The sequence below is a fragment of the Pseudomonas citronellolis genome, from assembly GCF_001586155.1.
Lineage (GTDB): Bacteria > Pseudomonadota > Gammaproteobacteria > Pseudomonadales > Pseudomonadaceae > Pseudomonas > Pseudomonas citronellolis.
This window is the reverse complement of record NZ_CP014158.1, coordinates 5,991,377-6,004,511: the sequence shown is the minus strand read 5'-3', so window position 1 is coordinate 6,004,511 and position 13,135 is coordinate 5,991,377. Positions and strand designations below refer to the sequence as shown.

Below are 13,135 nucleotides of genomic sequence, written 5' to 3'. Positions count from 1 at the left end.
CCTTGTGAAACTGCCGCCAGGCATGGTCGCAGTTCCTTGCAAAGTACAGGAGAGATCGCCATGAAACACCGTTTCAGCAAACTGGCCCTTGCCGCTGCCACCGCTTCCGCCCTGAGCTTCTCGCTCGCCAGCCCGGTGTTCGCGCAACCGACGACCCTCGCTGCGAATGACACCGTGCAGAAGACCGAGGAAGCGGTTTCCGATACCTGGATCACCAGCAAGGTGAAATCCAGCCTGATCGCCAACAAGGACATCAGCGGCACCAGCATCAAGGTGGAAACCAACCAGGGTGTGGTCTCCCTGTCCGGTACCGTGAAGACCGACGCCGAGCGTGACCTGGCGATCGAAACCACCAAGGGCATCAAGGGCGTCAAGGCGGTTTCCGCCGACGGCCTGAAGGCCGTGGACTGACAATGGCGGCCCGGCTCGCGCCGGGCCTGCCCATCGAACGAGGAATAGCGTGATGAATTCCGACGTGATCAAGGGCAAGTGGAAGCAGCTGTCCGGCACCCTGAAGGAAAAGTGGGGCAAGCTGACCGACGACGACCTGCAAGTGGCGGACGGACATGCCGAATACCTGGTCGGCAAGCTGCAGGAACGCTACGGCTGGAGCCGCGACCGCGCGGAGCGGGAAGTCCGCGACTTCAGCGACCGCCTGTAATCCAGCGCGAGGTTTCACTGGGCCCCGCCGGCGCAAGCCGGCGGGGCCTTTTCGTCAGCGCGCCAGTTGCTGCTGGTAGAGCGCCAGCTGGCGCGTCTGCTCGGCCTCGGGGTAGCGATGACGAAGGAACTGCGCCAGTTCGCGCAGGCCCTGGCTGTCGCGCTGGGCGCCGAGGCGCTTGGCCAGTTGCAGCGTCATCTGCGGTAGCTGCGCCGGGTGCTGGCCGCTTTTCGCCAGGCGCCGCCAGGCCCCCAGGGCTCGTGGTCCGTCCTCCAGTTGCAGGAGCCGTTGCAGCAGGTGCAGTTGCACCACGGGGTGGGCCAGCTGGCGCTGTTTCTCCGCGGCGCTGTCGTCGGCCAGGCGGCGCAGCAGCGCTGCGGCCTCGCTCGGCGGCAGGGCGAACAATTGCTTGAGCACGGCGCCGAGCAGCGCCGCGTCCTGGCGGGAGACGGCCACGCCGTACAGACGTTCGATCAGCAGCAGGCGCCCGGGGTGGCGTTGCAGCAGGTCCTGCCCGCGGCTCGCCGCCTGGTCCAGGGCGAAGCGGCCGATCAGGGCGTCGAGGGCGGCCAGGTCGCGCTTGAAGCCGGCGTCGGGGTCTTCCTTGGCCAGGTAGGCTTCGTCGACCTTCAGCCGCCCGAAGCGGCGCGGCAGCCACACCAGCAGGAAGCCCGAGGCCAGGCCGCCGAGGTGGGCGTAGTAGTTGACGTGGTCGGCGGCGCGCAGCAGGCCGTAGAGCTCCTTGCCCATCCACAGCGGCAGTATCCACAGCGCCGGCGCGCTGAAGTAGCCGAGCAGCGGCCCCAGCCAGTAGAAGAAGCGGATGCGCCGCAGCCCATAGACGCCGATGTACATGCCCATGAGCCCGGAGATGGCGCCGGAGGCGCCGATGCCGGTGATCCACACCGGGTCCAGCGCCCACCACAGCAGCCCGGAGCAGAGCCCGCTGACCAGGTACAGGGCGAGGTACTTGAGGCGGCCCAGGGCGATTTCCAGGGCGAAGCCGAAGATGAACAGGAACACCATGTTGCCGGCCAGGTGCCAGAAGTCGCCGTGCAGGAACATGGAGCCGAACAGCCCCTGCAGGCTGAATTGCGCGGGGATGAAGCCGAAGCGCAGTGAACTCAGGCGGTCCCGCGCGGCCTCGGCGCTGGCCCGCGCCGCTTGCCAGGCCGGGTCCTGCTGGAAGGCCGGCTGGCCGCGCAGTTCATGGCCGAACTCCAGGTCGCGGAGGATCAGCCACGCCAGGTCCTGGCGGCGCAGGCCCTCGATGGCGCGTTTCTGGTTGTCGTCCAGCTTCTCGCGGCGCGCCAGCGATTCGCCGAACAGGGCGCGCTCGCGGCCCAGCAGGTCCAGTTCCAGGTAGACGCCGACGGCCTGTTCCTGGCGGGCCCGGTCGCCACCCTGGTAGACGAAGAAGATCAGGCAGTTGAGCAGGATCAGCAGCAGCGTGACCAGCGGCGGCTTCTTCCAGTCCAGCGGGTGTTCGGCGGGCACGATGAGCATGGGCGACCTGTCCTTGGCGGTGATGGCGCGAGACTATCACCGGCATCGGGCGCTGTCTGTCAGTTGCTGCGCTTGCTCTGGATGGCGTCGACGCGGTTGCCGCGCAAGCGCACGAAATACAGCATGCCGTTCCAGGGCCCGTAGATCCATTCCTCCACCCGCACCTCCTCGCGCTGGCCCCAGTCGCCGACGACGATGCGGTTGCCCAGGTAGGAACGGTCCACCGGCTGGCCGCAGCGTTCGAGCACGTCGCTGCTGCTGTCGCCGCTGCTGATCAGGCGGCTGCCGCAGCGCAGGCTGTCGGCCAGCGCCGGGGCGGCGGCGAGCAGCAGCAGGGGGAGGACGAACAGGCGCATGGCGGCTCCGCTGCGGTCAGTCGCGCTTGAATTCGATGCGCTTGAGGCGGTTGGCTTCGAAGGTGAGGATGTAGGTGGCGCCGTTGCGCGGGCCGTACACCCATTCCTCGACCTTGAATTCGCGGCGGTCGTAGCCGCCGAGGGTATAGCCGACGTCGTCGCGATGGTCCGGCGCGCCGCACTTCTGCTCCACTTCCCAGGCGCGGTCGCCGACGCTGACCAGGGCGCTGCCGCAGCGCATGCTGTCGGCCTGGGCTGCGGCGCTGGCCAGCAGCAGGGCGCCGGCCAGCAGGGGAAGGGACTTCATCGGGGCGTGCCTCATTCGCTGTCGAGGTGGAGCTGGGTGACGACCTCGCCGCCCTTTTCCGCCTCGGCCTGGCTGACGTCGATCAGGTAGATGCGATCATCCCCCAGTCCGCCCTTGGTGACCAGATAGTCCTTGATGTGCGCGCCGCGCTCCTGGGCCAGCTTGCGCAGCAGCAACTGGCTGCCGCTCCAGGAGTCGACCACCGCCTGGCGCAGCTTGGCGGTGCGCTCGTCCTTGCCCAGTTCCTGCCACTCGGCCGGCGGCTGTTTCTTCAGGCGCGTGCGGTAGATGCCTTCGAGCAGGGCCGGCTGCAGGTCTTCCGGCACTTCCAGCTGGCTGGCGTCGCTGGGCACCTTGTCGCCGCGGCGCTGCAGCATCTTGTAGTAGTTGCTGCGGAATTCCTGCTGCAGGCGCTGCTCGGCCAGCAGCGGGCCGTCGGCCGCGGCGGCGCTCACGCCCTCGACTTCCAGCTTCAGCGCCGGACGCTGCTTGAGCGCGGCGGCGAGCTTGTCGAGGTTGCCTTGCGCCGCGGGCGTCAGCTCGCTGGAGCCGGCGGCGAAGGGCACGTTGCCCAGGTCCTCGTCGCCACCGCCGGCGGCCAGGCCGGCGATGAACTTGAAGGGCGCCTGCACGGCACGCAGCACCAGGTTGCGCAGGGTCTGCCAGACAATGGGCATGACGCTGAACTGCGGGTTGTTCAGGTCGCCCTCCACCGGCAGCTGGATGTCGATGTTGCCGTTGGTGTCCTTGAGCAGGGCCACCGCCAGCTTCACCGGCAGGTCGACGGCGTCGGGGCTGTCGACCTTCTCGCCCAGTTGCAGGTGTTCCACCAGCACCTTGTTGTCGGCCTTCAGTTGGCCCTTGGTGATCTGGTAGTGCAGGTCGAGGTTGAGCCGGCCCTTGCGGATGCGGTAGCCGGCGAACTTGCCGGAGTAGGGCGTCAGGGTGGTCAGCTCGACGCGCTTGAAGCTGGTGGCGATGTCCAGCTTCTCCAGCGGCGAGAAGGGGTTGAGGCTGCCCTTGATGGTCACCGGGGCGTACTTGTCGACCTTGCCCTTGATGTCGACGCTGGCCGGCTGCGGATTGCGGTTGTCCAGGGTGCCGATCTCGCCGCCCAGTTGCTGGATGGCGGTGGCGAAGTCCGGGCGCAGGGTCAGGTCGGCGAAGTTGGCCGAGCCGTCGTTGATGCGGATGCCGCCGATGTGGATGCCCAGGGGCTTGTCGCTGCCGGCCTTGGCCGGGCTGGCGGCGCCCTTGGCCGCCGGCTGCTCGGGCTGGGCGATGATCAGCTCGCTGACGTTGGTGCTGCGGTCCTCGTTGATGATGAAGCGTGCGTAGGGCTGCTCGAAGGACACGCTCTGGATCACCAGGCTGTCGCCATGCTTGTAGGCCAGCCCGTCGAGGGTGAGCTTCTGCCATTTGACGAAGTCGCGGCTCTTCAGGGTGTCCAGGGTGTGCAGCTGGCTGACCTCGGCGCTGCCGCCGACGCTGAAGGCCAGCGGCTCGGTGCTCTTGAGGTCGACGTCGAGCTTGCTGGCGAGGAAGCCGCTGCGCAGCTCCAGGCGGATGAAGGGCTCCAGGTACGACTGCGCCAGGCGCAGGTCGATGTCGCGGGTGGCGACCTTGAGCCTGGCGCTGACCGGGTTGGGGATGACGCTGCCGCTGGCCTCGATCAGCCCGCGGTTGCCGATGCCGGTCTTGAGCTTGAGCTGCAGCGCCTGGGTCAGCGAGCTGTCGAGGTCCTGCAGGTCGAGGTCCAGCGGGCCGATGTCCAGGGCCACCGACCTGGCCGGTACGCGGTCGGCCAGGTGCACCTTGTAGCCGCGCAGCTGGGTGTCGCGCAGGACCACGTGCCAGGGTTTCTGCGGTTCGGTCGGTTTGGCCGGTTCCGGCGGCGGGCTTGCCGGCTTGTCGGCGGCGGCCGCAGCCTGGTCGGCTTGGGCTTGGGCTTGGGCTTGGGCTTGGGCTTGGGCTTGGGCTTGGGCTTGGGCCTCTGCTTCAGGTTTGGCCTCGGGCTTCGCCGCGGCCTGGGTTGCGCTTTTGTCCCCCGGGGCCGCATCGGTCTTGGCGGGCGCAGGGCTGGCCGCGTCCGCTACGGGCTTGGCGGCCGGCGCGGTGTCGGCGGGTTGCGCTGCCGCATCGGCGGCGGGTTCCGGCTGCTCGGCAGGGGCCGGCTTGCGCGCGGGCTTCTGGAAGTCGGCGAAGAGTTTCTGCCAGTCGAGCTGGCCGTCCTTCTCGCGGGCCGCCCAGGTTTCCAGGCCCTGGCTGCGGATCTGGCCGACCAGCACTTCGCGCTTGGCCAGGTCCAGGCTGGTCTCGGCCACATCGAGGCTGGCCAGGGTGACCAGCGGCTTGCCGGCCGGGCTCTTGAGGTCGAGGTCGCGCAGGTTGGCGCTGGTCTTTTCCAACTGCAGCTGGGTGTCCTTGCTCAGGTCCAGCTTGTACTCGGTGGCAACGCTGAGGATGCCCTTCTGCAACTCCAGCGGCGCGTTGTCGCGCACGTAGGGCCACCAGGCCTTGAGCGGAATGCCCTGGATCGACAGGCTGCCGCTGGAGGCGAGCGGAGTCAGGCTGAGGTCGCCCTTCCAGTCGACCTTGCCGCCGTGGGGGCCGGCGCCGCTCAGGGTCATCTGCGCGCCGCTGTCGGGCAGGGTGCTGAGGTTGTGCAGCTCGAAGCCCAGCGGGTCGAAGACGAAATCCACCTGCTCGCTCGGGCGGTTGTCCTGGAAGTGCACGCTGCCCTGGCTCAGGGCGACGCGCTCGATGCGCAGCGGGAAGGGCTTGCTGTCCGGCTGCTCGGGCTTGGGCTCGCTGGGCGGCAGCTTGAACAGGCGGCCGAGGTTGAGGCTGCCGTCCTCGGCGAACACCACTTCGCCATGGGGCTTGTCCAGTTGCACGTCGGCCAGGTGCAGCTGGCGCGTCCACAGGCTGTCGAGCTGCAGGTTGGCGTACAGGCGCTCGAAGGCCACCTGCTCCTGGCCGGGCTGGCCGATGCGCAGGCCCCAGACGTTCAGCTCCAGGCTGAAGGGGTTGAGTTCGATGCGCTCGATGTGCGCCGGCACGGTGGCGTACTGGGCCAGTTGCTGGTTGGCCACGCGCAGGGCGATGCCGGGGAGGATCAGGAAGCCCAGCAGGCAATAGAGGAGGAACAGCAGCACCAGGGTGCCGATCGCGCGAATCAATCCTTTGGGCATAGCGGGAGTCATTTTCCGTCGTGGCGTACCTCGGAGTATGGCACGCGTGCAAAGTTCCAAGTCTTGAGCCGTGGCAGCGCGGCCGCGGCGCTCAGGCCTGCAGGTTGTGCTGGCGGGCGAACTCCACCAGGTCCACCAGGCTGTTCAGCTGCAGTTTCTCGAGGATGCGCGTCTTGTAGGTGCTGACGGTCTTCTGGCTGAGGAACAGCTCCTCGGCGATCTGCTTGTTGCTCTGGCCGCGCACCAGGCTGCGCAGCACCACCAGCTCGCGCGGGGTGAGCGCCGCCACCGGGTCGTCGCCGGGCTGCCCGGGCGCGCCCAGGGGGCGTTCGGGGAAGCAGCGGTAGCCGGCGACCAGCATGCGCGCGGCGTTGAGGATGGCCGTGGTGTCCTTGTTCTTGCTGACGAAGCCGTGCCCGCCGGCGGCTTCCACGCGGCTGGCGTAGAGCCGCTCGTCCTGGGAGCTGAGCACCAGCAGGCGGATGTTCTCGTCGAAGATGTGCACCCGCGCCAGCAGGTCCATGCCGTCCATGCCCGGCAGGTTGAGGTCGAGGATGACCAGGTCGGGCTTGTGCTGGCGCACCAGGTTGAGCCCGGCGTTGCCGTCGTCGGCCTCGCCGACGATTTCGAACTGGGGGTCCTGGGCGAGCAGCGAGCGAATCGCCAGGCGCATGGCCGGGTGATCCTCCACCACGATGACGCGTTTGTTCATGGGCAATCCTTTAAGGCGCGATCCGCCCAATGAAGATAGCCCAGTTGGCGCGACCTTGCGGCCGCGCCCGGCGAGGCTCAGCGTTGCAGGGCCAGCGCGACGCCCTGGCCGCCGCCGATGCAGAGGGTGGCGAGGCCCTTCTTCGCGTCGCGGCGGAGCATTTCGTGCAGCAGGGTGACCAGCACGCGGCAGCCGGAGGCGCCGATGGGGTGGCCGAGGGCGATGGCGCCGCCGTTGACGTTGACCTTGGCGGCGTCCCAGCCCAGTTCCTTGCCCACCGCCAGGGACTGCGCGGCGAAGGCTTCGTTGGCCTCGATCAGGTCCAGCTCGGCCAACTGCCAGCCGGCCTTGTCCAGGCAGCGGCGGGTGGCGGAGACCGGGCCGATGCCCATGATCGCCGGGTCGACGCCGGCATTGGCGTAGGCGGCGATGCGCGCCAGCACCGGCAGGCCCAGTTCGGCGGCCTTGGCGGCGCTCATCAGCAGCACGGCGGCGGCGCCGTCGTTGAGGCTGGAGGCGTTGCCGGCGGTGACGCTGCCGTCCTTCTTGAACGCCGGCTTGAGCTTGGCCAGGGACTCGGCGCTGGTGCCGGCGCGAACCTGTTCGTCGGTGGCGAAGCGCAGCGGCTCGCCCTTGCGCTGGGGAATCTCGATGGGGGTGATCTCCGCCTCGAAGCGCCCGGCGGCGATGGCTTCGGCGGCCTTGCGCTGGGACTCGGCGGCGAAGGCGTCCTGCTCCTCGCGGCTGATGCCGTACTTGTCCACCAGGTTTTCGGCGGTGATGCCCATGTGGTAGTCGTTGAAGGCGTCCCACAGGCCGTCGACGATCATGCTGTCGAGCAGTTGCGCGTGACCCATGCGCAGGCCGGTGCGGGCCTTGGGCAGCACGTAGGGCGACAGGCTCATGCTTTCCTGGCCGCCGGCGACGATCACTTCGGCGTCGCCGCAGCGGATGGCCTGGGCGGCCAGGTGCAGGGCCTTGAGGCCTGAGCCGCAGACTTTGTTGACGGTCATCGCCGGTACGCTGTTCGGCAGGCCGGCGGCGATGGCTGCCTGGCGCGCGGGGTTCTGCCCGGCGCCGGCGGTGAGGGTCTGGCCGAGGATGACTTCGTCGACCGCCTCGGCGGCGACGCCGGTCTGTTCGAGCAGGCGGCGGATCACCGCGGCGCCCAGCTCATGGGCCGGCAGGGCCGACAGGGAACCCTGGAAGCTGCCGATGGCGGTGCGGGTGGCAGCGACTATGACGACATCTTGCATGACACGAATCCTCAGCATGGGGCGGCGCGGGCCGCGGCGAACGAGCGGGCATGGTTGCACAGGCGGGCATGGCCGACCACTCTCCGAACCGCTGAGTCGGCGCGGGGTCGGCCGGTCAGCGCAGCGGCGGCAGGCCCATGCGCCGGCGCGCGCGGTGCAGCGAGCCGTTGCGCACCGCCCAGCGCAGCAGTGGCACGCTGCGCTTCACGCTGGTGCGGATCAGCTGGCGTTGCAGCGGGCGCAGGGAGAAGCCGAGCATGTCGGCGGCCCAGTCCGGCAGCAGGTCGATGCCGGCGCGCATCATCAGCGCGCTGAAGGGCCTGGCCAGGGAACTGGGCGCCGGGGCGTCGAGCAGCACCTCGACCACGTCGCGGGTGCGCTCGTTGTAGCGCAACTGGGGGCGCATGCGCTCCAGGTACTCGGCCACCTCCAGGCGCGAGCGCGGCACGTCGCGGGCGCCCAGGCGTTCGGCGACCAGGGCGATCTCGTCGTAGTAGCGATCCTGCTCGCTGCCGGGCAGCTCGGGGTTCAGGTAGCGCAGGTGCGACTTGAGGAAGCAGCTGACCTCGGCGACGTGCACCCAGGTCAGCAGGTCCGGATCGCTGGCCGCATAGGGCGTGCCGTCGGGCAGGGTGCCGCTGACGTTGTCGTGGATGCGCCGCACCCGGGCGATCAGCTTCTCGGCGTCGGCCACCGAGCCGTAGGTGGTGGTGGAGATGAACTGGCCGGTGCGGCGCAGGCGGCCGAGCATGTCGGCGCGGAAGTTGGAGTGGTCCCAGACGCCGCCCAGGGCGGCGGGATGGAGCATCTGCAGGAGCAGGGCGCTGATGCCGCCGATGAGCATGGAGCTGAAGTCGCCATGGACTTTCCAGCAGGCCGAGTCGGGGCCGAACAGGCCCGGGTCGCCCTTGGGGGATTCGAAATCGACGCCCCCGAGGGCGAGTCCGGTCAGGCTCAGGACCTGGCTTTCGATATGACGGCGAACGGTTTCCATGACGGGGAGCTGCAAGCCTCAAGCTACAAGTGGTGCATACGGTTAGCTTAACCGCAGGCGCTCTGTCTTGCAGCTTGCAGCCGCCCTTCACCTGTTGATGCGGTTGTCGATCAGCCCCTGGACCACGCTGGGGTCGGCGAGGGTCGAGGTGTCGCCGAGGTTGTCCAGCTCGTTGCAGGCGATCTTGCGCAGGATGCGCCGCATGATCTTGCCCGAGCGCGTCTTCGGCAGGCCCGGCGCCCACTGCAGCGCTTCCGGCTTGGCGAAGCTGCCGATTTCCTTGCTGACCACCGCCAGCAGCTCCTGCTTCAGCTCTTCGCTGGGCTCGACGCCGTTCATCGGCGTGACGAAGGCGTAGATGCCCTGGCCCTTGAGGTCGTGGGGGTAGCCCACCACCGCGGCCTCGGCGATGCCGTCGTGCAGCACCAGGGCGCTTTCCACCTCGGCGGTGCCGATGCGGTGGCCGGAGACGTTGATCACGTCGTCGACGCGCCCGGTGATCCAGTAGTAGCCGTCCTCGTCGCGGCGCGCGCCGTCGCCGGTGAAGTAGTAGCCGGGATAGGGCTTGAAGTAGGTGTCGACCATGCGCTGGTGGTCGCCGTAGATGCTGCGGATCTGGCTCGGCCAACTGGCCTTGATCGCCAGCACGCCGGCGCCCGGGCCGTCGATCTCCTTGCCGTGCTCGTCCAGCAGCACCGGCTGCACGCCGAAGAACGGCAGGGTCGCCGAGCCGGGCTTGAGCGAGGTGGCGCCGGGCAGTGGGGTGATGAGGATGCTGCCGGTCTCGGTCTGCCACCAGGTGTCGACGATCGGGCAGCGCGTCTCGCCGACCACGTGGTAGTACCACTCCCAGGCCTCGGGGTTGATCGGCTCGCCCACCGAGCCGAGCAGGCGCAGGCTGGCGCGCGAGGTTTTCTTCACCGGCTCCTCGCCTTCGCGCATCAGGGCGCGGATGGCGGTGGGCGCGGTGTAGAAGATGTTCACCTGGTGCTTGTCGATCACCTGCCAGAAGCGCGAGGCGTCCGGGTAGCTGGGCACGCCCTCGAACATCAGGGTGGTGGCGCCGTTGGCCAGCGGGCCGTAGACGATGTAGCTGTGCCCGGTGACCCAGCCGACGTCGGCGGTGCACCAGTAGATGTCCCCTTCGTGGTAGTCGAACACGTACTTGTGCGTCATGGCCGCGCCCAGCAGGTAGCCGCCGGTGGTGTGCAGCACGCCCTTGGGTTTGCCGGTGGAGCCGGAGGTGTAGAGGATGAACAGCGGGTCCTCGGCGTCCATGGGCTCGGGCGGGCAGTCCTCGCTGACGCCGTGCAGGGCCTCGTGGTACCAGAGGTCGCGGCCCTCGACCCAGGGCACCTTGCCCTGGGTGCGCTGCACCACCACCACGGTGGAGACGTTCGGGCAGTCCTGCAGGGCCTTTTCCACGTTCTGCTTGAGCGGGATGTACTTGCCGCCGCGCACGCCTTCGTCGGCGGTGATCACGGTGCGGCAGTCGGCGTCGAGGATGCGGTCGCGCAGGGAGTCCGGCGAGAAGCCGCCGAACACCACCGAGTGGATGGCGCCGATGCGCGCGCAAGCGAGCATGGCGTAGGCCGCCTCGGGGATCATCGGCATGTAGATGCACACCCGGTCGCCCTTCTCCACGCCGCGGCTCTTGAGCACGTTGGCCAGGCGGCAGACGTGGCTGTGCAGCTTGCGGTAGGTGATGTGGGCGGACTCGGCGGGGTTGTCGCCTTCCCAGATGATGGCGACCTGTTCGCCGCGCTGTTCCAGGTGGCGGTCGATGCAGTTGTAGGCGACGTTGAGCTGGCCGCCCTTGAACCAGCTGGCCTGGCCGCGGGCCAGGTCGCCGTGGTGCACGGAGTGCCAGGGCTTGAACCAGTCGAGCAGGGCCTTGGCCTGTTCGCCCCAGAACACGTCCGGTTGTTCGATGGATTGGCGGTAGAGGCGCCGGTAGCCCTCCTCGTCGAGGTAGGCACGCTGGCGAACGGCGTCCGGCACCGGGTGAGCGGTGATTTCGAACATGACGATATCCTTGTTGTTGTGATGTTTTGCTAAGGCGTCTGGTTCAAGACTGGGCCAATGCGCGGCCCGGTTCAAGCCTTGGAGGGATGGCCGGCAGTTCGGTTGGGGAGGCGTAGGGCGGATAACGCCCACGGCGTTATCCGCCGTTTGGCCTTGGTGCCCGGCAGCTCCGGGGTTGACCTGGGCGCTGGCTGTGGCCCCGGTGTATCGGCGCATAACCGCGGACGGTTATGCGCCCTACGGGAACACCATGCCTTCCGGCGAATTGTAGGAGCGGGCCCTGCCCGCGATTTCGCGCGCAGGGCGCGCTCCTACAGGGGAATGGTGGGGCGGCGTATGCCGTACCGGAAATGAAAACGCCGCTTCCCCCATGGAGGAAACGGCGCTTTTTGCCAAGGCAGGGACTCAGCCGCGGTGACGGCCGCGGAAGAAGTCGATCAGGCCCTGGGTGGAGGCGTCCTCGGCCGGGCTTTCCTCGCTGCCGACCAGGCGCCCGTAGACGGCCTTGCCCAGCTCCTTGCCCAGTTCCACGCCCCACTGGTCGAAGGCGTTGATGCCCCAGAGAATGCTCTGCACGTAGACCTTGTGCTCGTACATGGCGATCAGCGCGCCCAGGCGGCGGGCGCTGATGCGCTCCAGCACCAGGGTGTTGCTCGGGCGGTTGCCGGGGATCACCTTGTGCGGCGCCAGGCGCTGCACCTCGGCCTCGTCCAGGCCCTTGGCGCGCAGCTCGGCCTCGGCTTCGGCGCGGGTCTTGCCCTGCATCAGCGCCTGGCTCTGCGACAGGCAGTTGGCGTACAGCCACTGGTGGTGGTCGGCCAGCGGGTTGTAGCTGGAGACCGGGACGATGAAGTCCGCCGGGATCAGCTGGGTGCCCTGGTGCAGCAACTGGTGGTAGGCGTGCTGGCCGTTGCAGCCGACGCCGCCCCAGATCACCGGGCCAGTGCCGGCGCTGACCGGGGTGCCGTCCTGGCGCACGCTCTTGCCGTTGGACTCCATGTCCAGCTGCTGCAGGTGGTCGGTGATGTTCCGCAGGTAGTAGTCGTAGGGCAGGATGGCGTGGCTGCGCGCGCCCCAGAAGTCGCCGTACCAGACGCCGAGCAGGCCCAGCAGCACCGGGATGTTGCGGGCGAAGGGCGCGCTCTGGAAGTGCTGGTCCATGCTGTAGGCGCCGGACAGCAGTTCCTTGAAGTTGTTGATGCCCACCGACATGGCGATCGGCAGGCCGATGGCCGACCACAGCGAGTAGCGCCCGCCGACCCAGTCCCACATGGGGAACACGTTCTCTTCGCGGATGCCGAAGGCCACCGCCGCTTCCTTGTTGCTGGAAACCGCGATGAAGTGGCGGTACAGCTCGGCTTCGTTGCCGCCCTGGGCCAGGTACCAGGCGCGCGCGGCCTGGGCGTTCTTCAGCGTCTCCAGGGTGCCGAAGGACTTGGAGGAGACGATGAACAGGGTGGTCTCGGCGTTCAGCTTGCTGGTCAGCTCGCGGAACTCGCTGCCGTCGATATTGGCTAGGTAGTGGCAGCGCACGCCTTTCTGGGCGAAGGGCAGCAGGGCCTCGGAGACCAGCTGCGGGCCGAGGAAGGAGCCGCCGATGCCGATGTTCACCACGTCGGTGATGGGCTTCTCGGTGTAGCCGCGCCACAGGCCGTTGTGCACGTAGCTGACCAGCTCGGTCATCTGGTGCAGCACGCGGTGCACTTCCGGCATCACGTCGACGCCGTCCACCAGCACCTTGTCGCCGATCGGTCGGCGCAGCGCGGTGTGCAGCACCGGGCGGCGCTCGGAGGCGTTGATCACGTCGCCGCGGAACATGGACTGGATGGCCTCGCCCAGCTGGGCTTCTTCCGCCAGCTTGACCAGCAGGCCGAGGGTGTCCTCGCGGATCAGGTTCTTCGAGAAGTCGAGGAACAGGCCGCAGGCGCTCAGGGAGAAACGCTCGAAACGCTTCGGATCGCCGGCGAATGCCTGGCGCATGCTGAAGTCCTGCAGATCCTTGCGGTGCTCGGCCAGTGCCTGCCAGCTCGGCAGGCGAGTGGCATCCAGCGGGGTGAGGTGGTGTTCCATGCGGTACCTTCGGGGGTGTGACGTGCGTTGGAGCGTGAAAAAGCCCGGGGGTTC

The 13,135-nt window shown here is 68.4% G+C and carries 11 protein-coding genes; 2 read left to right on the top strand and 9 right to left on the bottom strand.

Annotated elements, in window-relative coordinates; all coding sequences use genetic code 11:
* The first annotated feature begins 60 nt into the window (after nt 1-60).
* Together PcP3B5_RS26295 and PcP3B5_RS26290 are read left to right on the top strand one after the other, a co-directional pair.
* The gene (locus PcP3B5_RS26295; RefSeq protein WP_009613032.1) at nt 61-411 is read left to right on the top strand and encodes a BON domain-containing protein; all 351 of its coding nucleotides are present in this window, start codon (nt 61-63) and stop codon (nt 409-411) included.
* Nucleotides 412-463: 52 nt separating this feature from the next.
* The gene (locus PcP3B5_RS26290; protein ID WP_061562801.1) at nt 464-661 is read left to right on the top strand and encodes a CsbD family protein; all 198 of its coding nucleotides are present in this window, start codon (nt 464-466) and stop codon (nt 659-661) included.
* A gap of 54 nt (nt 662-715) precedes the next feature.
* Here the strand turns inward: PcP3B5_RS26290 and PcP3B5_RS26285 are convergent, their stop codons facing one another.
* The 9 genes from PcP3B5_RS26285 to pgi all read right to left on the bottom strand — a co-directional run bounded on the left by PcP3B5_RS26285 (nt 716) and on the right by pgi (nt 13,081).
* Complete coding sequence (locus PcP3B5_RS26285) at nt 716-2,167, bottom strand: rhomboid family intramembrane serine protease (RefSeq protein WP_061562800.1); 1,452 nt, start codon at nt 2,165-2,167, stop codon at nt 716-718.
* 59 nt (nt 2,168-2,226) lie between these two features.
* Entirely contained in the window at nt 2,227-2,523 is a 297-nt protein-coding gene (locus PcP3B5_RS26280) for a DUF2845 domain-containing protein (protein WP_058488403.1), read from the bottom strand.
* A gap of 16 nt (nt 2,524-2,539) precedes the next feature.
* Nucleotides 2,540-2,830, bottom strand: coding sequence for a DUF2845 domain-containing protein (locus tag PcP3B5_RS26275; protein WP_043318563.1), 291 nt, complete (start codon nt 2,828-2,830; stop codon nt 2,540-2,542).
* An 11-nt stretch (nt 2,831-2,841) separates the two neighbouring features.
* Entirely contained in the window at nt 2,842-6,024 is a 3,183-nt protein-coding gene (locus PcP3B5_RS26270; RefSeq protein WP_061562799.1) for a DUF748 domain-containing protein, read from the bottom strand.
* A gap of 91 nt (nt 6,025-6,115) precedes the next feature.
* Nucleotides 6,116-6,736, bottom strand: coding sequence for a response regulator transcription factor (locus PcP3B5_RS26265; protein WP_009613026.1), 621 nt, complete (start codon nt 6,734-6,736; stop codon nt 6,116-6,118).
* A gap of 77 nt (nt 6,737-6,813) precedes the next feature.
* Nucleotides 6,814-7,992, bottom strand: a complete 1,179-nt coding sequence (locus PcP3B5_RS26260; protein ID WP_061562798.1) for an acetyl-CoA C-acetyltransferase — start codon at nt 7,990-7,992, stop codon at nt 6,814-6,816.
* Nucleotides 7,993-8,107: 115 nt separating this feature from the next.
* On the bottom strand, nt 8,108-8,986 hold the full coding sequence (locus PcP3B5_RS26255) for an oxygenase MpaB family protein (RefSeq protein ID WP_009613024.1): 879 nt from the start codon (nt 8,984-8,986) through the stop codon (nt 8,108-8,110).
* An 87-nt stretch (nt 8,987-9,073) separates the two neighbouring features.
* The gene (gene acs, locus PcP3B5_RS26250) at nt 9,074-11,011 is read right to left on the bottom strand and encodes an acetate--CoA ligase (protein WP_061562797.1); all 1,938 of its coding nucleotides are present in this window, start codon (nt 11,009-11,011) and stop codon (nt 9,074-9,076) included.
* 405 nt (nt 11,012-11,416) lie between these two features.
* On the bottom strand, nt 11,417-13,081 hold the full coding sequence (pgi, locus tag PcP3B5_RS26245) for a glucose-6-phosphate isomerase (protein ID WP_061562796.1): 1,665 nt from the start codon (nt 13,079-13,081) through the stop codon (nt 11,417-11,419).
* Nucleotides 13,082-13,135: the final 54 nt, after the last annotated feature.